Source organism: Amorphoplanes digitatis (assembly GCF_014205335.1).
Taxonomy (GTDB): domain Bacteria; phylum Actinomycetota; class Actinomycetes; order Mycobacteriales; family Micromonosporaceae; genus Actinoplanes; species Actinoplanes digitatus.
On sequence record NZ_JACHNH010000001.1, the window covers coordinates 7298744 to 7317987 of the forward strand.

The window sequence follows — 19244 nt, forward strand, 5'->3', positions numbered from 1 at the left end:
CCGCCGCCGCGGACTTCCCCGCCGCCGCGGACTTCCCCGCCGCCGCGGACTTCCCCGCAGCCGTGGGCTTCCCCGCGGTACCACGGCCCGCGCCGCCCGCAGCCGTGTCGGCCTGCTCGCGGCGCGCCGCCCGGCGCTCCTGGCGGCGCTGCTCGTTGCGCTCGCCGGCCGTCGGCCGCCGCTCGCCCGCGGCGGCCTCGGCGGCCCGCGCCTCGCCTGCTCCGGTGCCGGTGCTGGCCGCCTGCGCACGCCCGGGCCGCGCCGGCCGGGCGTCTCCGCCGCGCACCGCACTCTGGCCGCGCACCGCACTCTGGCCGCGCCCCGCACTCTGGCCGCGCCCTGACCGAACCGGCCGGGCCTCGCCGTCGTTACCGACCCTGGTAGGCCGGGCGTCGCCGCCACGCACCCCACCCTGGCCGCGCCCCGACCGAACCGGCCGGGCCTCGCCGTCGTTACCGACCCTGGTAGGCCGGGCGTCGCCGCCACGCACCCCACCCTGGCCGCGCCCCGACCGAACCGGCCGAGCCTCACCGTCATTACCGACCCTCGTCGGCCGGGCGTCGCCGCCACGCTTCGGACGGCCCTCGCGCTTCTCCGGCGTCACGCCGTCACCGTGCCCAGCAGGGCGCCGGTCGGGCCCGCCACGTGGATCGGCGCGTCGGCCGCCAGGTCCCGGACCGCGGCGTGCCCGGCACCGTCGAGCGTCGACGCCTCGGTCACCACCGCGGCCGCCTCAAGCCTGGTCGCGCCCGCCGCCACCGCCGAGGCCACCGCGAGCTGGAGAGCCGTGATCGACATGCTGGGCAGGGCGACGCTCGCGGCCGCGTAGGTGCGGCCGTCCTGGTCGCGTACGGAGGCGCCCTCGGCCGCGCCCACCCGGGCGCGGGCGCCGCGGGCCAGGGTGACCAGCTTCGCGTCCTCGGCGCTGAGCTCGCCCTCGGCGGGGTTGACGACGGATCCGGCGGGGATGGTCTGGTCAGGCATCGGCGTGCTGTCTTTCCTCGTTCTCGGGGGCGTTCGCTTCTTCGTCACTGTTGTCCGGGCCGACGCGGCACACCAGCACCGAGTCGATCCGGTTGCGGCGGCCGACCGTGCCCTCCGCGATCAGGTGCAGGCCGCACACGTCGACCGACGCGCCCGGGATCGGCACCCGGCCGAGGGTCTGCGCGAGCAGGCCGCCGACCGTCTCGACCTCGTCGGCCGGCAGTTCCACGCCGAAGAGCTCGCCGAGGTCCTCGATCGGCAGCCGCGCGGTCACCCGCACCGACCCGTCCTCGAGGTGCTCGATGGGCGGGTGCTCGACGTCGTACTCGTCGGTGATCTCGCCGACGATCTCCTCGAGGATGTCCTCGATGGTGACCAGCCCGGCCGTTCCGCCGTACTCGTCGACGACGATGACCAGGTGGGTACGCGCCGCCTGCATCTCCGACAGCAGGTCGTCGACCGGCTTGGACTCCGGCACGAAGGTCGCCGGGCGCATCAGCTCGGCGACCGGGGAGGCCGAGGCCGCCGGGTCGCCGTTCTGGGTGCTGCGCACGACGTCCTTGAGGTAGAGCACGCCCAGCACGTCGTCGACGCTCTCGCCGATCACCGGGATGCGGGAGAAGCCGGAGCGCAGGAAGAGATAGAGCCCCTGCTGGAGCGTCTTGGACTCCTCTATCCACACCATCTCGGTGCGCGGCACCATCACCTCGCGGGCGATGGTGTCGCCGAGCGCGAAGACCGAATGGATCATCTCGCGCTCGCCGTGCTCCACGACGCCGCGCTGTTCCGCCAGGTCCACGAGCTCCCGCAGCTCCACCTGGCTGCCGAACGGGCCCTCGGGGAAGCCCTTGCCGGGCGTGACCGCGTTACCGATCAGGATCAGCAGCGACGCCAGCGGGTTCAGCGCGCGGCCGAGCCAGCGCACCAGCGGGGCGGTGGCCCGCCCGACCGCGTAAGCGTGCTGGCGCCCGAGCGTGCGCGGCGCGACGCCGACCACGACGAAGCTGACGAGCGTCATCGCGCCGGCCGTGACCAGGGCGGCGCGCCAGCCGACGCCCCAGCTGTCCACCGCGACGAGCGCCACCAGCGTGGTCGCGGTCAGCTCGCAGAGCAGCCGGAGCAGCAACAGCAGGTTGAGGTGGCGCACCACGTCGCCGGCCACCGCGGCCAGTGCGGCGGCACCGCGCCGGCCCTCACGCTCCATCTCCGCGGCACGGGCCGGTGAGACGGTGGCGAGCGCGGCGTCGGTCATCGACGCCAGGCCGGCGAGGAGGACCAGGACCACCGCGTAGATGATCAGTTGCAGGTCAGGCAGGCCGCTGCTGTGGCCCGCCGCGAGTAACGACGGCTCCACTCTGATCAGCCGGCCCGCCGACCGGAGCGCCAGCTCTGGAGCAGCCGGGCCTGGAGCGCGAACATCTCGCGCTCCTCCTCGGGCTCGGCGTGGTCGTAGCCGAGCAGATGCAGCACGCCGTGCACGGTGAGCAGGTGCAGCTCGTCCGCGGCGGAGTGCTCGGCCGCGGCGGCCTGCTTCGCCGCGACCTCGGGCGCGAGCACGATGTCGCCGAGCAGCGCCGGCTCGCCGGTGCCGGACTCGCCGGGACCGTGGTCGACGCTGCCCTCGTCCATCGGGAACGCGAGCACGTCGGTGGGGCCGTCGCTGCCCATCCACCGCAGGTTCAACTCGGCCATGTAGTCGATGTCGACAAGCAGGATGGAAAGCTCGGCGAGGGGGTTGACCCCCATCTCCTCAAGCGCGTGCCGGGCCACCGCCAGGATCGCGTCGGTGTCGACCTCGACTCCCGACTCGTTGGCGATCTCGATGGACATGTAGTGCATAACCCCTTATCAGCGCCGGCGATTCGGGCGGCCGCCGCTGGCGGCGCGCCCCTGCACGGCATGGACGGACTGCGTGGCCTGCTGTTCCTGGTCGGCGTCGAAACGGGCGTACGCGTCGACGATCTCGGCGACCAGCCGGTGCCGGACGACGTCGGAGCTGGACAGCTCCGCGAAGTGCACGTCGTCGACGTCGCGCAGGATCTCCCGGACGACCCGGAGCCCGCTGCTCGTGCCCCCGGGCAGGTCGACCTGGGTGACGTCACCGGTCACCACGATCTTCGCACCGAAGCCCAGCCGGGTCAGGAACATCTTCATCTGCTCGGGCGTCGTGTTCTGCGCCTCGTCGAGGATGATGAAGGCGTCGTTCAGGGTCCGGCCCCGCATGTAGGCGAGCGGGGCGACCTCGATCGTGCCGGCCTGCATCAGGCGCGGGATCGACTCGGGGTCGAGCATGTCGTGCAGGGCGTCGTAGAGCGGCCGCAGGTACGGGTCGATCTTCTCGTTGAGCGTGCCGGGCAGGAAGCCGAGCCGCTCGCCGGCCTCGACGGCCGGGCGGGTGAGGATGATCCGGCTGACCTGCTTGGCCATCAGCGCCTGCACGGCCTTGGCCATCGCCAGGTAGGTCTTGCCCGTGCCGGCGGGGCCGATGCCGAACACGATCGTGTTCTCGTCGATGGCGTCGACGTAGCGCTTCTGACCCAGCGTCTTGGGGCGGATGGTCTTGCCGCGCCGGGAGAGGATGTTGAGGGTGAGCACCTCGGCGGGGCGCTCGGCGGTGTTCTGCTCGAGCATCGCGACGGTGCGGCGGACGGCGTCGACGCTCAGCGTCTCGCCCTTCTCGGTCAGCTCGATCAGCTCGGAGAAGAGGCGCTCCGCGGTAGCGTTGTCGGCGGGCGCGCCGGTGATGGTGATCTCGTTGCCGCGGACGTGCACGTCGCTGGCGAGGATGCGCTCGATCAGCCGCAGGATCTCGTCCTTGGCGCCGAGCAGATTCACCATGATCTTGGGGTCGGAGACCGAGATCCTGGTCTGCACCCGAGCGGCGGCGTTGCTGGAATCGGTGCCGGTCATAGGGCGGCCCTGAGGCCTACGCCACCTGCTCTCTTACTCGTCCCCGCCGACGATCGGCGGCCCGCTTGAGGATCGTGCCATCGTATCCGGTCGGCGCCCCCGGCGCCGAGGCCATTATCGGCGGGTCCGCCGCCGGTAGACGGCCGGGTCAGCCCTCGGAGACCCGCACGCCGTCGAACGTCTCCTGCGCCCGGGTGAACCGGTAGGTGGCCCAGTGCATCCGGACCACCGTGCCGTCGGCGTCCCGGGTCAGCCGCAGCAGCTCGCCGGCCTCCCGCCCGGAGACCGTGCGGAGCAGGTCCGGCTGGTCGGGCAGCGGCCGGAAGATCGACGGCGGCCGGTCCGCCGGCGCGTCGGCGGCGCGGGATTGCAGGGCACCGTCGTGCCAGCTGAAGACGTGCGGGAAGCCCTCGCCCCACCACGGCCCGAGCACCGACCGGTACGCCTCCGGCGCGGCCTTGCCGGGCGCCCAGGGCCGGATCTCGGCGGGGTCGGCCTCGACCGCGAGCCCGAGCAGCTCGTGCACCAGCTCGTTGATCTCCACTGCCGTCCCGGACGAGGCGAGCACCGCCGCGCCGAGCGCGCCGGGGTTGCCCGCGCCGCCCCGGCGGCCGTAGACGCCGGCCAGGAAGCCGGGCATGGCGCCGTCGTGCCCGATGTGCATCACCCGGTTGCCCTGCGGCACCAGGATCAGCCCGAGGCCGAAGCCGCCGGCCCAGAGCGTCTCGTCGGTGGTGGTCTGCGGCCAGTACATCTCGGCGACCGAGTCGGGCGCGAGCACCAGCCCGCCCGGGTCGACGGTCTCCGGGCCGGTCAGGAAGGCGGCCCAGCGGGCCATGTCGCCGGCGGTGCTCCAGAGCTGCGCGGCGGGCGCGGCGCCGCCGAGGTCCAGCTGCGGCTCGGGCCGGGCCGCGTCGGAGTACCTGTCGACCAGGTAGCCGACGACGGCGTCGCCGGTCGGCTCGACCGTGGTGGCGTCAAGGCCCAGCGGCGCGAGGACCCGCTCGCGCAGCACGGCGGCCCAGGTGCCGCCGCGCAGCCTGGCCACCAGCTGCCCCAGCACCGCGAGGGCCAGGTTGGAGTAGTGGTAGCGGCGGTTGTTGGGCAGCACCCGCTCGGCCAGCGCCAGGTCGGCGAGCAGGCCGGCGTCGTCCGGCGCGACCAGCAGGTCCCACACGTCGCCGTGCGGCTCGCGCTGGAGGCCCGCGGTGTGCGACAGCAGCCGCCGGATGGTCGCGCCGCCGTGCGCGGGCACGTCCAGGTGCGCCGAGACCGGGTCGTCCAGGTCCAGCAGGCCGTCGTCGCGGGCCTGCATGACCAGTACGGCGGTGAACGTCTTGGTGACCGAGCCGATCCGGAACCGGCTGTCCGCGTCCAGCGGATGCCCGGCGTTGCCCGAGTCGCCGACGGTGCAGGTCCAGAGGCCGCGGTCGGGGCGGTGCAGCGCGACCGAGAGCGCGGGAACCCGGGCGTCGGCCTGCACCCGGCGCACCGCGCGCTCCAGGCGTTGCTGTGGCGTCACCGGGACACCATCGGGCCGAGCGGCCGGCCGCCGAGGACGTGCGCGTGCACGTGGAAGACCTCCTGGCCGCCGTTGGCGCCGCTGTTGAAGATCAGCCGGAAGCCGTCGGCGAGCAGCCCCTCGGCCTCGGCGACCGCGGCGGCCGCGGCCAGCACGTCGGCGGCGGCCTTCGGGTCCGCGTTCGCCACGGCGGTCACGTCCTGGTGATGCGCCTTGGGAATCACCAGGACGTGCACGGGCGCCTTCGGGTCGATGTCGCGGAAGGCGAGCGTGGTGTCGGTCTCGTGCACGACGGTCGCGGGGATTTCTCCGGCGACGATGCGGCAGAACAGGCAGTCGTTGTCCACCCGGAAGATCCTAGAGTGACCTCATGACAGGACGGGCGATCCTCGTGACCGGTTCCTCCCGTGGCATCGGGCGGGCCATCGCCGCGCGTTTCGCCGCGGACGGCGACCGCGTGGCGGTACACCACCGCGACTCCGCCGAGCTGGCGCACGCTCTGGCGGCCGAGCTGCCCGGCGCGGGCCACGTCGTGGTCCAGGCCGACCTGGCGGACCCCGCCGCGGTACGCGCCATGGTCGACGACGCGGCCGCGCGGCTCGGCGGGCTGGATGTGCTTGTCAACAACGCGGGGATCTTCGGCCCGATGGACCGGCCGCATCCGGTCTTCGGCGCCGGCTACGACGAGTGGCAGGCGACCTGGCGCGGCACCTTCGACGTCAACCTCTTCGGTGCGGCGAACGCGGCGTGGGCGGCGGCGCAGCACATGCGCGAGCGCGGCGGCCGGATCGTCAACGTGTCGTCGCGCGGCGCGTTCCGGGGCGAGCCGGGCCAGCCCGCGTACGGCGCCAGCAAGGCGGCGCTGAACTCGATGGCGCAGTCGCTGGCGGTGGCGCTGGCCCCGTACGGGATCGGGGTGGCCTGTGTCGCGCCCGGTTTCGTCGAGACGGACATGACGAACGAGCACCTCAAGTCCGAGCGGGGCGAGGCGGTCCGTGCGCAGAGCCCGTTCAACCGGGTGGCCCGGCCGGCGGAGATCGCGAGCGCGGTGCACTGGCTGGCGTCGAGCGAGGCGGAGTGGGCGTCGGGGACGATCATCGACCTGAACGGGGCCTCGTACCTGCGCACGTAAGATCACCGGAGCCGATTGGATGGGAGCGCTTCCATGGACGACCTGCTGGCCCGGTTGACCCTCGAGGAGAAGGTGTCGCTACTGGGTGGACAGGACTTCTGGTCCCTGCCCGCGATACCGCGGATCGGGCTGCGCTCGCTGGTGATGTCCGACGGCCCGATCGGCGTCCGCGGCACCGGCTGGGCGCCGCAGGACCCGTCGATCGCGCTGCCCAGCCCGACCGCGCTCGCCGCGACCTGGGACACCGAGCTGGCCCGCCGTGCCGGGCGGCTGCTCGGCCAGGAGTCCCGGCGCAAGGGCGTGCACGTGCTGCTCGGCCCGACGGTCAACCTCCAGCGGACCCCGCTCGGCGGGCGGCACTTCGAGTGCTACTCGGAGGATCCGCTGCTCACCGGCGAGATCGGGGCGGGCTTCGTCGAGGGCGTGCAGGAGCACGGCGTCGGCACGACGGTCAAACACCTGGTGGGCAACGACTTCGAGACCGACCGGATGACCGTCGACGTGCGCATCGGCGAACGGGCGCTGAGGGAGGTCTACCTCGCGCCGTTCGAGCGGATCGTCGCGGCCGGCGGCTGGGGCGTGATGAGCGCGTACAACGCGGTGAACGGGCAGCCGATGGCCTCCAACGGGCGCCTGCAGTCGGACGTGCTCAAGGACGAGTGGGGCTTCGACGGCGTCGTGGTCTCCGACTGGCGTGCCGCCCGGTCGACCGTCGGCGCGGCGCTCGGCGGCCTCGACATCGCCATGCCGGCGCTGGAGAACCCGTGGGGCGACCGGCTGGTCGCGGCGGTGCGCGCCGGCGAGGTGCCCGAGGAGGTCGTGGACGACAAGGTACGCCGGGTGCTGCTGCTGGCCGCCCGCGTCGGGCTGCTCGACGACGTGCCCCGGGCCGTGCCGGCGCCGCCGGAGTACCTGGACGGCGCCGCCGTGGCGCACGAGATCGCGGCCCGGTCGTTCGTGCTGGCGCGCAACGAGAACTTCACGCTGCCCCTGGAGGCGGTGGCGCTGACGAAGGTCGCCGTGATCGGCGCGCTGGCCACGGACGCGCGGGTGCTCGGCGGCGGCAGCGCGCAGGTGACCCCGCCGTACGTGATCTCGCCGCTGGACGGCCTCGGCCGGGCACTGTCCGGGGTGGACGTCGAGTACACGATCGGCACGGACCCGCGGCCGTTCCTGCCGGCGCTGCCGCTGGCGGCCTCGGTCGAGCTGACCGGCGCCGGGTACCGGTTCGGCGTCGAGACCACCGCGGTGCGCTGGATCGGCGACCTGCCCGGCGGCACCGACCCGGCCCGGGTGACCGGCGTGGAGCTGCGCACCACGTTCACGCCGGACGCCGGCGGCGAGCACACGTTCGCGGTGTCCGGCTTCGGCACCTTCGACCTCTGGGTCGGCGGCGAGCACCGCGACATCGGCACGCTGCACCCGCCCGGTGCCACCCGGGCCGACCTGCTGCTGTCGCCGCGCGAGCACCGGGAGATCGTGTCGCTGAAGGCGGACGACCCGGTCGAGATCGTGGTGCGACAGACGATCGAGCCGGGCCTGGCGCACACGGTCAGCGCGACCCTCGGCCACCGCGGGCCGGGCGTCTCCGCGGAGAGCATGATCGCCGAGGCGGTGGAGCTCGCGGCCGAGTCCGACGTGGCGATCGTCGTGGTGGGCACCACCGAGCAGGTCGAGTCCGAGGGCTTCGACCGCGTCTCGCTCGCGCTGCCGGGCAACCAGGACGAGCTGGTGGCCCGGGTCGCGGCGGCGAACCCCCGCACGGTCGTGGTGGTGAACGCCGGCTCGCCGGTGCTGCTGCCGTGGGCGGACGACGTCGCCGCGGTGCTGCTTACCTGGTTCCCGGGCCAGGAGGCGGGCGCGGCGCTCGCCGACGTGCTGCTCGGCGTGCTCGAACCGGGCGGGCGCCTGCCGACGACGTGGCCGCGCCGCGAGCACGACTGCCCGGTGCTGGAGGTGGTGCCGCGCGACGGCGCGGTCTCCTACGACGAGGGCCTCTTCATCGGGTACCGCGCCTGGCAGCGCTCGGGCAACACGCCGCTGTACGCGTTCGGCCACGGCCTGGGCTATACGACGTGGGAGTACGAGATGCTCGCGGTGTCGGCGACCGAGGCGCTGGTGACGCTGACCAACACCGGCGCACGCTTCGGCACCGAGATCGTGCAGGTGTACGCGGAACCGCAGGGCCCGCCGCCGGTCGGCATCGGCCCGGCCGGGGTGGTGCCCGAGCGCCCGGCCAAGTGGCTGGCCGGCTTCGAGGCGGTGTCGGCCCATCCCGAGGAGACGGTGACCGTGCGGATCCCGCTGCCGCCGCGGACCTGGCAGGTCTGGGAGTCCGGCTGGCACACGGTCCCCGGGCAGTACGCGGTGACCGCGGCGCACGCGCTCGACGACCCGAGGCTCATCGCGACGCTGGAGCTGTAGACACGCCGACGGGCCACGACCGTCAGCAGGTCGTGGCCCGTTCGGCGGGTGTTCGGGTCTCAGTCCCGGGTCACGACCAGGTCCAGGCCCTTTTCGTCATGGGTCCAGGCGACGGCGAAGCCCGGCCATTCGCCCTGTAGCTGCCCGTCGGCGGCGACCGTCGCGTTCATCCGCGAGATCAGCGCGCCAGGCACCTGCAGGGACTCGAGGATGCAGGTCAGGTCGGCCTTGTTGAGGCCGTCCGGGGAGTCCGTCCCGGCGCCGTCCACTTCCAGTTTGCGGTTGCGGTCGACGATCTTGGTGGCCCTCTTGACCGGGTCGCATTTGGCGATGGCCGCGAGGAACGGGTCCTGCTCGCCGGCGGCGACCGGCGTCTGCTTGTTGCCGTTGCTGTCGAGCAGCTTGGGCACGAAAACGATGCCGGCGGCCACCAGCAGGACGGCGAAGATGATCCAGGGAAGCGGGCTTCGCTTCCGGACGTGCGGTTGCGGCGGGGTCTGGCGAGGGTGCGTCATATGGGTCCTTCGCGTCGGGGGGAGGGGGCGGACGCGCGGTCGAAAGTGTGCGCCCCCACGCGCAGCAAGACAACGATCACGGTGCGAACTGACTAATCGGACGAGTCGACTGTGGAAGTAAGTCTTACCAGACCCCTCATACACAGTCACACACAGTTATATATATCACTCCGTGATGATAGTCAGTCACTCTTCGCCGTCAATGATCTATATGCCGTCGAACCCCGTCAATACCCCAGCCGAGATCACACCCCGATCAGCGCCGGCGCCGCCTTCCGGGCCACCACGGAGTCCAGGATCTCGCCCACCCGGATCGCCGTGTTCGACAGCAGCGCCGACGTGATGCCGTGTGTGTGCTCGGTGCCGCCCTGAAGGTAGACACCGACCCGCAGCCGGGGGTCGGCCACCGCGCGGTAGTCCCGCTCCACCTGCGGCCGGCCCTGATCGTCGCGCCCGCACAGGTCGCCCAGCTCGCCGAGGATCGCGTACGGGTCCGCCTGGTGGTAGCCCGTCGCGCACACCACGACGTCGGCAGCCAGGTTCGTCGTCTCGCCGGTCACCAGCGACCGGATGCTGGCCACCACCCGGTCCGGGCCGTCGCTCACCTGGATCATCCGGGACACGTTCAGCATGCGCAGCCGCTGCTTGCCGAGGACCTTCTCCTGGTACGCGCGCCGGTACAGGTCGTCGATCAGGTCGATGTCCACCACGGAGTAGTTCGTGTTGGCGTGGTAGCCCATCAGCTGCCGCTTGACGTCCTCGGGCGCGAGGTAGAAGTCGTCGACCGCCGCCGGGTCGAAGATCTGGTTGGCGAACGAGCTGTCGTCCGCCGGCGAGTAGCCGTACCGGGAGAAGACCGCGCAGATCTCCGCCGCCGGGAACTCCCGGTGCATCGTCGCCACGGCCTCCGCCGCGCTCTGGCCGGCGCCGACCACGACGATGCGCCGCGGGTCCGTGCCCTTGAGCTTCGGCAGGTTGTGCAGCAGGTCGCTGGTGTGCCAGACGCGGTCGGAGGCCGTGACGCCCTCCGGCAGCCGCGGGCGCAGGCCCGTGCCGACCACCAGGTTGCGGGCCCGGTGCGTGGTCAGCTCGCCGCCCTGGCGGGAGAGCACGTCGGCCGCCACCACGTCACCGGCCGCATCGGTCACGGGCGTCACCGAGAGCACCTCGGCGTCGTAGGTGACCTGATCGTCGACCTGCGCCGCCGCCCAGGCGAAGTAGTCGTGGAACTCCACGCGCAGCGGGAACAGGTTCTTGTGGTTGATGAAGTCGATGAGCCGGTCCTGGCTGTGCAGGTAGCGCAGGAAGCTGAACTCGCTCGTCGGGTTCCGCAGCGTCACCAGGTCCTTGAGGAAGGAGACCTGCATGGTGGCGTCGTCGAGCAGCATGCCCCGGTGCCAGCCGAAGGTGGCCTGGCGCTCCAGGAACCGCGCCGCCACCTGCGCATCCGGACCCCCCGCGCCGTTGTGCTCGGACACGGCGATGGCCATGGCCAGATTGGACGGGCCGAAGCCGATCCCCACGACATCGAGTTCAGGTTCAGACATGTCCGTCCCCTCAACGGCGGGGCCGATCTGGCCCCGGATTTCGGTTAGCCTAACCTAAGCGTCTGCTGTGTCGAGTGAGGGAGTGATCCATGCGTGTCGTCATGTTCGGTTTCCAGACCTGGGGGCACCGCACCCTGCAGGCCCTACTGGACTCGGAACACGATGTGGTCATGGTCGTGACCCATCCCGCCGGCGAGGGTGCCTACGAGAAGGTCTGGTCCGATTCGGTCGCCGACCTGGCGCAGGCCAACGGCGTGCCCGTCCTGCTGCGCGAGCGCCCGGACGACGACGAGCTCTACGACGCGCTCAAGCAGGTCGCGCCGGACGTCATCGTCGCCACCAACTGGCGCACCTGGATCCCGCCGCGCATCTTCAACCTGCCCGCGTTCGGCACGCTCAACGTGCATGACGCGCTGCTCCCCGCGTACGCGGGATTCTCGCCCTTGATCTGGGCCCTGCTCAACGACGAGCCCGAGGTCGGCGTCACCGCGCACATGATGGACGACACACTGGACGCCGGGCCGATCGTGTTGCAGCGCGCCGTCCCGGTCGGCCCCACCGACACCACGACCGACCTGTTCGACAAGACGCTGGCGCTGTTCGGGCCGATCACCGTCGACGGCCTGGCCGAGATCGCCCGCGGCGGGCGCGACTTCGTCCCGCAGGACCGCAGCAAGGCGAGCTTCTTCCACAAGCGCTCGGAGGAGGACATCCGGATCGACTGGACCTGGACCGCCGAGGAGCTCGAGCGGCTGGTCCGGGCGCAGTCGGCGCCGTATCCGCAGGCCTTCTGCTACCACAAGGGCCGGCGGCTGGAGATCATCACCGCGGCCGTCTCGCAGGCGGTGTACGGCGGCACGCCCGGGCGCATCTTCTTCCGCGAGGGCGACGGCGTGGCCATCGTCGCGGGTGCCGAGGCCCGGCGCGGGCGCAGCAAGGCGCTGCTGATCCGCTCGGTGCGCACCGACGAGGGCGTCGAACTGCCGGCGCTCGAGTACTTCAGGACCATGGGCGGCTACCTCACCAGCCACCCGGACCGCTGACGCGAAAGGCCGCGACCGGGGGTCGCGGCCTTTCACCTGCCTCACCCGCGGGACTCAGTGCACCAGGATCTTGCCCGAGATCTGGTCGTCCGCGCCCGGCACCGGCGCCGAGGGGTCCGAGCCGATCTCGATGAGCTCGTTGCGCTCGTTGACGTGTGCGACGCGGGGCACATAGTCGGCCCGCTCGCGCTCGTCGACCTGCTTGAACGACATGATGATGATCAGGTCGCCGACCGAGACCAGGCGGGCAGCCGCGCCGTTGATGCCGATCACGCCGGAGCCCGCCTCGCCCTCGATGACGTACGTCACCAGGCGGGCGCCGTTGTCGATGTCGACGACCTGCACCTGCTCGCCCTCGACGAGGTCGGCCGCGTCCATCAGGTTCTTGTCGATGGTGATCGAGCCAACGTAGTGCAGGTCAGCCTGGGTCACGGTGGCCCGATGGATCTTGCCGCCGAGCAGGGTCCGCTGCATGTGTCGTCCTCCGTAGATGGGTTACCGCGAAAAGAATAGGGCCCTGGAGCCGTCGCGGAAGCAAAGGTAGCCTAACCTAACCTTCAGACCGAGCCAACGGACCCCCGATCGAGGAGCCACATACATGAACCGCCGCCTGGGCGGGTGGCGCCGCGCGCTGACCGTCGTCGCCGCCGGCCTTCTTGCCGCCTCCACCATCACCGCCTGCGCGTCCGATGAGGACGAGCCGACCACCCCCACCACGGCCGGTTCCGCCGCGGCGGCCTTCCCCGTCACCATCGAGCACAAGTTCGGCTCGACCAAGATCGAGAAGCAGCCGGAGCGGGTCGTCACCGTCGGCTGGAACGACCAGGACCCGGTGCTGGCGCTCGGCGTCGTCCCGGTGAGCACCCGCGAGTGGTTCACCGAGTACCCGACGTACCCGTGGGTCAAGGACGCGCTCGGCGGCAAGCAGCTGACCACGTTCTCCGCGGAGCTCAACTTCGAGGCGATCATCAAGCAGCAGCCGGACCTGATCCTGGCGATCTACGAGACGATCAACAAGGAGACGTACGAGAAGCTGTCGCAGATCGCCCCGACGGTCATCCAGTCCTCGGCGTACGCCGACGAGCAGACCCCATGGGACGTGCAGACCCTGACCACCGGCAAGGCGCTCGGCAAGTCCGCCGAGGCGCAGGCGCTTGTCGACAAGGTCAACGCGAAGATCACCGAGGCGAAGAGCGCGAACCCGCAGTTCGCCGGCAAGACCCTCGTCGTGGACTTCGGCCCGGAGAAGGGCCAGCACTGGCTGATCCCCGCGAAGGACCCGCGCCGCGCGCTGTTCGACGCGCTCGGCTTCGCCGCGCAGACCGAGTCCGAGGACGTCAGCGAGGAGCGGCTCGACCTGCTCGACCGCGACGTGCTCTTCGTCAACGGCGCGACGAAGAAGGACATGCTGGCCTCCCCCGCGTTCAGCCGCCTCAAGGTGGCCACCGAGGACCGCACCCTCTACACGTCGTTCTCCACCCCGCTGGGCGGCGCGCTGGCCTACAGCGGCCCGAACGCCCTGCTCTACGCGCTGGAGATCCTGGTGCCGCAGCTGAAGAACGCCACCGACGGCGACAAGGCGACAGCGGTCACCGACCTGTCGAACGCCGCCTGAGGCGACCCGCGACAACGGAGGAGGGCGGCCTCGGCCGCCCTCCTCCGGCAGTTCCGGACCGTGGCACCCACCTGTGATCATGGTCGCTGTGACGGATGACGCGGTGGTGCAGCAGGTTGGCGAACGGCCCTGGGTCTCGTGGTGGCGGGTGCTGCGGATCGTGCTGGCGGCCGGCTGGGTCGTGTGGGCCGGCCTCGCCTGGTGGGCGGCGCCCCGGGAGGCGAGTGCCGCGCAGGCCCGCGCCGACCTGGCCGGCGGACACGTCACGTCGTACGAGTGGGGCGACGACTGGGAGAACACCAACGGGCGGCTCTTTCCCGCCGACAGCCGCCTCCGGTCATCCGGCAGCGCCGGCCCGATCTTCCTGTGGCACACCGACGACGGGCGGACGCACTACGTCGTCCTGGACGACGGCGCGACCAGCTACCCGCCTGCCGCTACGGAGAACGGGCAGGAGTATTCCGGACCGGAGGCACAGGCCCTCGGCGTCGCGGTACAGGCCTACCAGGACCGGGGAACGCCCGCCGAGCCACCGACCAAGGCGATCCTGGCCGGGCTCGCGATCGCCGGCAGCCTGCTCGTCCTCGGCGTACTCGTCTCGGCGCCGGCGCCGGTCATCGGCACCCGGTGGTTCTGGTTCTGGGTGCTCACAGGCACGCCGTTCGGCCTGGGTCTGCTCGTGTGGCTGGCCCGGGAACGACCGTGGTCGCCCCGGGCCGAGCCCCGCGAGAAGCCGTTCCGGTGGTACGCCGGTATCGGCCTCGCCTTCGTGGGCGGACTGCTGATCCTCCTCGCCACCTGGGGCCTGCACAGCCTGCTCGGCGACGCCCTGATCCCGGACCCCGCCTGAATCCATAGACCGACGTTGGTATCCTCCCCCGGTGCCGACACCAGACCTCCCCCGGCGTCGGTCCGCGACGGCGCGGCGGGCACTGACCGCGGCGGCAGCCGTGGTGACCACCCTCGTGGCCGGCGCGGTCGCCGGGATCGCCGCCGCCGAGACCGGCCCGTCCGGCGGGCGCGTGGCGGCGGTGGCCACGCCGACGGCGAAGCGAACCATCCCGGCGCGGGCCACCGGAGCGTCCCCGGGCACCTACCGCGGCAAGGCGTTCGACGCCTGCACCGCGCCGTCGGCGGCGCAGATGAAGGCGTGGGCGAAGTCGCCCTACCGGGCCCTGGTGGTCTACTTCGGCGGCGTCGGCCGCGGCTGCAAGCAGCCCAACCTCACCGCAAGCTGGGTCGTGGCCCGCATGGCCGCGGGCTGGAAGTTGATCCCGGTCTACGTCGGCCCGCAGGCCCCGTGCACCACGACCGGCGCCAAAAACAAGATCACGCCGGCCAAGGCCGCGGCCGAGGGCACTGCCGCGGCGTCGGACGCCGTCGCGAAGGCCAAGGCGCTCGGCCTGGGCCGCGAGAGCGTGCTCATCTACGACATGGAGAAGTACTCCGGTGACGCGACGTGCCGGCAGGCGGTGCTGACCTTCCTCAGCGCCTGGACCGCACGCCTGCACGACCTGTCCTATCTCTCGGGCGTATACGGCGACGCCGCGACGACCATCTCCGCCCTGGTCAAGGCGCGCGGCACCGCCGGCTTCGTGTCGCCCGACCACGTCGACCTGGCCCGCTGGGACAACGTGGCCACGCTGACCGACCCCGCCGTCCCGGCCGACCACTGGCCCGGCAGCCGCCGGATGAAGCAGTACCGCGGCCCGCACAAGGAGACGCACGGCGGGGTCACCATCAACATCGACAGCAACCAGGTCGACTTCGCGCCGCTGCCGAGGACCCCGGCCGGCGACTTCACCGGCAACGGCTGGTCCGACGTGCTGGCCGTCGATGCCACCGGCGCCCTGACCGTGTGGCAGGGCAACGGGACGTCGGTGACCGCCCGCCGGATCGGCACCGGCTGGCAGGCGATGGACGCGGTGACCCGCCTCGGCGACTTCACCGGCGACGGCCGCGAGGACCTGATCGCCCGCGAACGGGACACCGCCGCGCTGTGGCTCTACCCCGGCACCGGCACGGGACACGGCACCCGGACGCGGATCGGCACGGACTGGGGCACTCCGCAGGAGATCACCATGGCCGGGGACCTGACCGGCGACGGCCGCGCCGACGTGGTCGCCGTGCAGCCGGACACCGGCCGGCTGCTGCTGCACCCCGGCACCGGCACCGGCCTCGGCACCGCGACCGCCCTGGGCACCGCCGACTGGCGCACGATGGACGAGATCACCGGCGTCGGCGACACGGACGGCGACCGCATCGGCGACCTGGTGGCGCGGGTACGGGAGACCGGGGCGCTGCGCCTCTACTCCGGCCGCGACCAGACCCTGGAGACCTACCGCGAGATCCACCCGGACGCCGGCACGCTCACCCAGCTGACCGGGGCAGGCGACTTCGACCGCGACGGCACCCCGGACCTACTGGCCGTCGACACGGCCACCGGAGACCTGGTCCGCTACCCGATCCGGGCCGCCGGGCTGGGCGCGCCGGCGCGGCTGGCACGGGACATGATCGGCGTCTCTCTGCTCTGACCCTGTCCGTTGCGCCCCGCTCTGCCAACGGGTTGTGGTCAGAAGTGCGGTCTTCTCGATGGGCGGCAGGCCGTCGTCGAGGTTGCGCAGGCGTCGATAGATCTCACGCAGCTGGGCCTTGTCGCCGATGTGCGTGGTGCCGACGGCCCTCTCCAGGACCGTCAAGGTGCTCGCCAGCGTGATCGATCCGACCGTGCCGCCGGGGCCGGCGTCGATGATCGGTCGCTGCGTCATCCGGCTTACGGCTCCGATGCCGTTTCGCGGTGCTCGTCGATCGCGTGGAGAGCGTCGTCCAGGGCACTGAGATCCACCTGCACCTCCGGAAGCTCACCGGGATCGGCCCAACTGACCGGGTGCCGCGCGGGGAAGACGCCGGCGTCGCGAAGTTCCGTCGCGGCAACGTCGGGCGTGATGCCCCGCAACGTGGCGATGGTCTGCGCGGAGACCACGCCGTCGGCGTAGCCCTGAATGGCGCGAGCCAGCAGCCGCCGCGGCGCCCGCCGCCGATCCGCGTCCACCTGGAGCGCCTGGTACTTGTCGCTCCACCCGAAACGCGCGGCCAGCTGCGGAGCCGTCACCGACATCCACTCGCCCTTGGTGGCGGCGTCGATGAGTCCGGCCTGCTCGAGCGCGATCGCGGCGATCTGCGGCGACACCAGGAACCTCTGGACGACGGCCGAGAGGGTAGCCAGGTTTACCGCACGCGTTTCCGCGAGGAAGTCCGTCAGCCCTTCGAGCGGCAGCAGCAGATGCCGGGCGAAGACGTCGGCGCGGCTCTCGGTCGGCGACCGCGCGCTCCAGTCGCAGGCGGTGTTGTCGGCCCAGTCCGCGAACACGACGTGGCCGAGCTCGTGAGCGAGCGAACTTCGCTGCCGCATCGGGTGCCGCGTGCGTGCCACGCCGATGAACACGGCACCGCGCCGCGGATCCCGCATCGTCAGGCCGTGCTCATCGGGTCCCACGTCGAGGACGGCCACGTCGATCCCCGTCGACTGCTCGATCAGCGTGACGAGATCTCCCAGCGGCTGCTGCCCCAGGCGGTGCTCCTGTCGGAACCGCTCGGCGGCCACGCGACCCTCGGACTCGGCGTTCATGCTCGTCCCTGCCGTCAGATCGTGGCCGGAATGGCCTGCTCGTCGAGGTAGTCGTCCAGCTCGAGGAAGTGCAACAGCGCGTCACGCATCTGCGCCATGCCGGAGCCGTTGGTGGCCCGGGCCGCACACTGCACCCGATCGGCCACCGTGCCGGCGCCGGTGAGCTGAGCAACGGTGTATCCCGTCGCCCATGAGATCGCCACGATCTCCGGAAGCTTCGCCCCCCGATCGCCGGAGATGATCCGCGACAGCGTGGGCTGGGAGATGCCCGCGGCCTCGGCGAGCGCGCGCTGGCTGAGCCCCGCCGCCTGCCGGGCCGTTTCTATGAGTGCGCCTATGTTGATGCTGGTCATGACCCCGCCCCCATGACTGAATCATGATCGGATTAGGTGATTCAGTCTACGCCGTCCGCCATGACGGCGCCATGTTCAAGCGACCTACCCAGTGCACATCTGCACAAAGCAGACATGACTGCATTTATGGCCGAGACCACCCTTACCGGCTTGGCCGGCGGTGGAACACCGCTGTGAGACGTACCTGTCCGAGTGGCCGACCGGCAGCTATCCGAGGTACGGGCGGTCGTGGTGTTCGGCGTGGTGGCGCAGACGGAGCCGGACAGACTCGTGAATGGGGATGTGGTGGAAGTCGGCGGGGTCGATGAATCGGACGTCGGTGGATTCGTCGCTGGCCGCGATCGCGCCGCCCACAACCCGGCCGAGGTAGGTCACGTTGAATTCCTGGCGGATCTCACCATCGGCGTACGAGATCACGTGTTGCGGGTCGGTGTAGATGCCCAGCAGCCCGGTGATCTCGATGTCGAGCCCGGTCTCTTCCTTCACCTCGCGAACGACGCATTGGCCCAGCGTCTCGCCGATGTCCATCGTGCCGCCGGGCAGCGCCCAGTTGCCGGAGTCGGTGCGGCGTTGCAGCAGCACCCGGCCTCGGTCGTCGACGACCACGGCGGAGCCGCCGGGCACGAGGCTGTTGGCCGTGGGTGCGGCGGGGTCGTGGTAGTAGTCACGGCGGCCGGTCATCGCGGCTGTCCGCCGGGGTACGAGACGGCGGTTTGCCAGACCTGCTCGAACTGGTCGGCGAATGAGGCGAAGATCCCGTACGGCGACAGTTCCCGCAGATGCAGGGCGGGGTGTTGGTAGCCGCGGGCGCGGTACAGATACGGGGTGACGATCATCTGTTGGTCGAAGCGGAACACCGCGTTGTACAGGTGCACACCGTGCAGGCCGACCTCGATCCCGGCGATGTCATGAAGCGGTTCGCAGACGTTGAGGGCGTTGCGGATGCGACCGGGCAGCGTGCCGCCGGTCTGTTCCAGGGCGTCGCGTTCGGCGACGTGAGGGCAGTCGGGGTCGGCGAAGGCGAGCCGGATCCGGGCGCCGTGTGCGGCCTTGTCGGCGAGGCGCTGCATGCCGTCCGGGACCAGCTCCAGGATGAACGGGTAGGCGTAGCCGAGCAGATCGATGCGCCCGGTCGCGTCGCCGAGCAGGGATGTCCACAGATGTTGCGGGATGTCAGCGCGGTGGGCCCATGCGCCGACGATCTCGGCGGTGGCTTCGGCTCCGGGGGCAAGGTCCGGCCGGGTTTGCGGCCACAGGCCGGTTTCGGTCTCGCCGAGCAGGTCGGCGACGGCCAGGCGGGTGCGCTGGCGGGGGATGCGGCCGGACAGCCATCGGGTCACGGTCTTGGCGTCCACGCCGACGGCGGCGGCGAGTTCGGCCACCTCGAGGTTCGCGCGCAGTAGAGCGCTGCGGAGCCGCTGGCTCATACCGGCACGGTAGCGGACAAATGAGGGACGCTCGAAGGCCTCGGAAGTGTCCATGCAAATGGTGTCAGGGACGTTCCAGCGTCTCCAGTATGGCCCGTAGGTTGATGGGCAGATGCCCCTGCCGGTGGGCGCCGCTGAGGGCGA

At 71.7% G+C, this 19244-nt stretch carries 19 protein-coding genes; 6 read left to right on the forward strand and 13 right to left on the reverse strand.

Annotated elements, in window-relative coordinates; genetic code table 11:
* Nucleotides 1-600: 600 nt before the first annotated feature.
* The 6 genes from BJ971_RS32070 to BJ971_RS32095 form a co-directional block, all read right to left on the reverse strand.
* Nucleotides 601-984, reverse strand: a complete 384-nt coding sequence (locus BJ971_RS32070; RefSeq protein WP_184996882.1) for a cytidine deaminase-like protein — start codon at nucleotides 982-984, stop codon at nucleotides 601-603.
* Nucleotides 977-2338 (reverse strand): hemolysin family protein, encoded by a 1362-nt coding sequence (locus tag BJ971_RS32075; RefSeq protein ID WP_184996883.1) that lies wholly within the window; start codon nucleotides 2336-2338, stop codon nucleotides 977-979. The genes BJ971_RS32070 and BJ971_RS32075 overlap by 8 nt, the downstream gene beginning before the upstream one ends.
* Nucleotides 2339-2343: 5 nt before the next feature.
* Complete coding sequence (ybeY, locus tag BJ971_RS32080) at nucleotides 2344-2814, reverse strand: rRNA maturation RNase YbeY (protein ID WP_184996884.1); 471 nt, start codon at nucleotides 2812-2814, stop codon at nucleotides 2344-2346.
* Between the two features lie 18 nt (nucleotides 2815-2832).
* Nucleotides 2833-3894: a PhoH family protein gene (locus tag BJ971_RS32085; protein WP_184996885.1), complete on the reverse strand. Its 1062-nt coding sequence runs from the start codon at nucleotides 3892-3894 to the stop codon at nucleotides 2833-2835.
* A 148-nt stretch (nucleotides 3895-4042) separates the two neighbouring features.
* The gene (locus BJ971_RS32090) at nucleotides 4043-5416 is read right to left on the reverse strand and encodes a serine hydrolase domain-containing protein (protein ID WP_184996886.1); all 1374 of its coding nucleotides are present in this window, start codon (nucleotides 5414-5416) and stop codon (nucleotides 4043-4045) included.
* Entirely contained in the window at nucleotides 5413-5763 is a 351-nt protein-coding gene (locus BJ971_RS32095; protein WP_184996887.1) for a histidine triad nucleotide-binding protein, read from the reverse strand. Before BJ971_RS32095 ends, BJ971_RS32090 begins: the two co-directional genes overlap by 4 nt.
* A 23-nt stretch (nucleotides 5764-5786) precedes the next feature.
* Here BJ971_RS32095 and BJ971_RS32100 point away from each other — a divergent pair, with 23 nt between their 5' ends.
* Complete coding sequence (locus BJ971_RS32100; protein WP_184996888.1) at nucleotides 5787-6548, forward strand: SDR family NAD(P)-dependent oxidoreductase; 762 nt, start codon at nucleotides 5787-5789, stop codon at nucleotides 6546-6548.
* A gap of 33 nt (nucleotides 6549-6581) precedes the next feature.
* Nucleotides 6582-8972: a beta-glucosidase family protein gene (locus tag BJ971_RS32105; protein WP_184996889.1), complete on the forward strand. Its 2391-nt coding sequence runs from the start codon at nucleotides 6582-6584 to the stop codon at nucleotides 8970-8972.
* Between the two features lie 59 nt (nucleotides 8973-9031).
* Here the strand turns inward: BJ971_RS32105 and BJ971_RS32110 are convergent, their stop codons facing one another.
* Both BJ971_RS32110 and BJ971_RS32115 read right to left on the reverse strand, forming a co-directional pair.
* Nucleotides 9032-9487: a hypothetical protein gene (locus BJ971_RS32110; RefSeq protein ID WP_184996890.1), complete on the reverse strand. Its 456-nt coding sequence runs from the start codon at nucleotides 9485-9487 to the stop codon at nucleotides 9032-9034.
* A gap of 245 nt (nucleotides 9488-9732) precedes the next feature.
* Nucleotides 9733-11034 (reverse strand): lysine N(6)-hydroxylase/L-ornithine N(5)-oxygenase family protein, encoded by a 1302-nt coding sequence (locus tag BJ971_RS32115; RefSeq protein WP_184996891.1) that lies wholly within the window; start codon nucleotides 11032-11034, stop codon nucleotides 9733-9735.
* A gap of 89 nt (nucleotides 11035-11123) precedes the next feature.
* Between BJ971_RS32115 and BJ971_RS32120 the strand changes: the two genes are divergently transcribed.
* Entirely contained in the window at nucleotides 11124-12077 is a 954-nt protein-coding gene (locus tag BJ971_RS32120) for a methionyl-tRNA formyltransferase (protein ID WP_184996892.1), read from the forward strand.
* 54 nt (nucleotides 12078-12131) lie between these two features.
* Here the strand turns inward: BJ971_RS32120 and panD are convergent, their stop codons facing one another.
* A complete protein-coding gene (gene panD / locus BJ971_RS32125; protein WP_184996893.1) occupies nucleotides 12132-12551 on the reverse strand; it encodes an aspartate 1-decarboxylase in 420 nt (139 codons plus the stop codon).
* 124 nt (nucleotides 12552-12675) lie between these two features.
* Here panD and BJ971_RS32130 point away from each other — a divergent pair, with 124 nt between their 5' ends.
* The 3 genes from BJ971_RS32130 to BJ971_RS32140 all read left to right on the forward strand — a co-directional run bounded on the left by BJ971_RS32130 (nucleotide 12676) and on the right by BJ971_RS32140 (nucleotide 16226).
* Nucleotides 12676-13692, forward strand: a complete 1017-nt coding sequence (locus tag BJ971_RS32130) for an ABC transporter substrate-binding protein (RefSeq protein ID WP_184996894.1) — start codon at nucleotides 12676-12678, stop codon at nucleotides 13690-13692.
* Nucleotides 13693-13780: 88 nt separating this feature from the next.
* Entirely contained in the window at nucleotides 13781-14542 is a 762-nt protein-coding gene (locus BJ971_RS32135) for a hypothetical protein (protein WP_184996895.1), read from the forward strand.
* A 31-nt stretch (nucleotides 14543-14573) separates the two neighbouring features.
* Complete coding sequence (locus tag BJ971_RS32140; protein ID WP_184996896.1) at nucleotides 14574-16226, forward strand: glycoside hydrolase domain-containing protein; 1653 nt, start codon at nucleotides 14574-14576, stop codon at nucleotides 16224-16226.
* 239 nt (nucleotides 16227-16465) lie between these two features.
* Here BJ971_RS32140 and BJ971_RS32145 read toward each other — a convergent pair whose 3' ends face one another.
* The 4 genes from BJ971_RS32145 to BJ971_RS32160 all read right to left on the reverse strand — a co-directional run bounded on the left by BJ971_RS32145 (nucleotide 16466) and on the right by BJ971_RS32160 (nucleotide 19100).
* Nucleotides 16466-17320 (reverse strand): ImmA/IrrE family metallo-endopeptidase, encoded by an 855-nt coding sequence (locus tag BJ971_RS32145; protein ID WP_184996897.1) that lies wholly within the window; start codon nucleotides 17318-17320, stop codon nucleotides 16466-16468.
* 14 nt (nucleotides 17321-17334) lie between these two features.
* On the reverse strand, nucleotides 17335-17673 hold the full coding sequence (locus tag BJ971_RS32150) for a helix-turn-helix domain-containing protein (RefSeq protein WP_184996898.1): 339 nt from the start codon (nucleotides 17671-17673) through the stop codon (nucleotides 17335-17337).
* A gap of 207 nt (nucleotides 17674-17880) precedes the next feature.
* On the reverse strand, nucleotides 17881-18354 hold the full coding sequence (locus tag BJ971_RS32155) for an NUDIX domain-containing protein (RefSeq protein ID WP_184996899.1): 474 nt from the start codon (nucleotides 18352-18354) through the stop codon (nucleotides 17881-17883).
* Entirely contained in the window at nucleotides 18351-19100 is a 750-nt protein-coding gene (locus tag BJ971_RS32160; RefSeq protein WP_184996900.1) for a DUF5919 domain-containing protein, read from the reverse strand. Before BJ971_RS32160 ends, BJ971_RS32155 begins: the two co-directional genes overlap by 4 nt.
* Nucleotides 19101-19244 lie beyond the last annotated feature (144 nt).

What these genes read in the sequence shown, in the direction of transcription:
- BJ971_RS32130 (WP_184996894.1), top strand. Translation starts at nt 12,676, where the DNA reads ATGAACCGCCGCCTGGGCGGGTGGCGCCGCGCGCTGACCGTCGTCGCC.
- BJ971_RS32105 (WP_184996889.1), top strand. Translation starts at nt 6,582, where the DNA reads ATGGACGACCTGCTGGCCCGGTTGACCCTCGAGGAGAAGGTGTCGCTA.
- panD (WP_184996893.1), bottom strand. Translation starts at nt 12,551, where the DNA reads ATGCAGCGGACCCTGCTCGGCGGCAAGATCCATCGGGCCACCGTGACC.
- BJ971_RS32085 (WP_184996885.1), bottom strand. Translation starts at nt 3,894, where the DNA reads ATGACCGGCACCGATTCCAGCAACGCCGCCGCTCGGGTGCAGACCAGG.
- BJ971_RS32110 (WP_184996890.1), bottom strand. Translation starts at nt 9,487, where the DNA reads ATGACGCACCCTCGCCAGACCCCGCCGCAACCGCACGTCCGGAAGCGA.
- BJ971_RS32150 (WP_184996898.1), bottom strand. Translation starts at nt 17,673, where the DNA reads ATGACCAGCATCAACATAGGCGCACTCATAGAAACGGCCCGGCAGGCG.
- BJ971_RS32145 (WP_184996897.1), bottom strand. Translation starts at nt 17,320, where the DNA reads ATGAACGCCGAGTCCGAGGGTCGCGTGGCCGCCGAGCGGTTCCGACAG.
- BJ971_RS32100 (WP_184996888.1), top strand. Translation starts at nt 5,787, where the DNA reads ATGACAGGACGGGCGATCCTCGTGACCGGTTCCTCCCGTGGCATCGGG.
- BJ971_RS32120 (WP_184996892.1), top strand. Translation starts at nt 11,124, where the DNA reads ATGCGTGTCGTCATGTTCGGTTTCCAGACCTGGGGGCACCGCACCCTG.
- BJ971_RS32115 (WP_184996891.1), bottom strand. Translation starts at nt 11,034, where the DNA reads ATGTCTGAACCTGAACTCGATGTCGTGGGGATCGGCTTCGGCCCGTCC.
- BJ971_RS32160 (WP_184996900.1), bottom strand. Translation starts at nt 19,100, where the DNA reads ATGAGCCAGCGGCTCCGCAGCGCTCTACTGCGCGCGAACCTCGAGGTG.
- BJ971_RS32070 (WP_184996882.1), bottom strand. Translation starts at nt 984, where the DNA reads ATGCCTGACCAGACCATCCCCGCCGGATCCGTCGTCAACCCCGCCGAG.
- ybeY (WP_184996884.1), bottom strand. Translation starts at nt 2,814, where the DNA reads ATGTCCATCGAGATCGCCAACGAGTCGGGAGTCGAGGTCGACACCGAC.
- BJ971_RS32155 (WP_184996899.1), bottom strand. Translation starts at nt 18,354, where the DNA reads ATGACCGGCCGCCGTGACTACTACCACGACCCCGCCGCACCCACGGCC.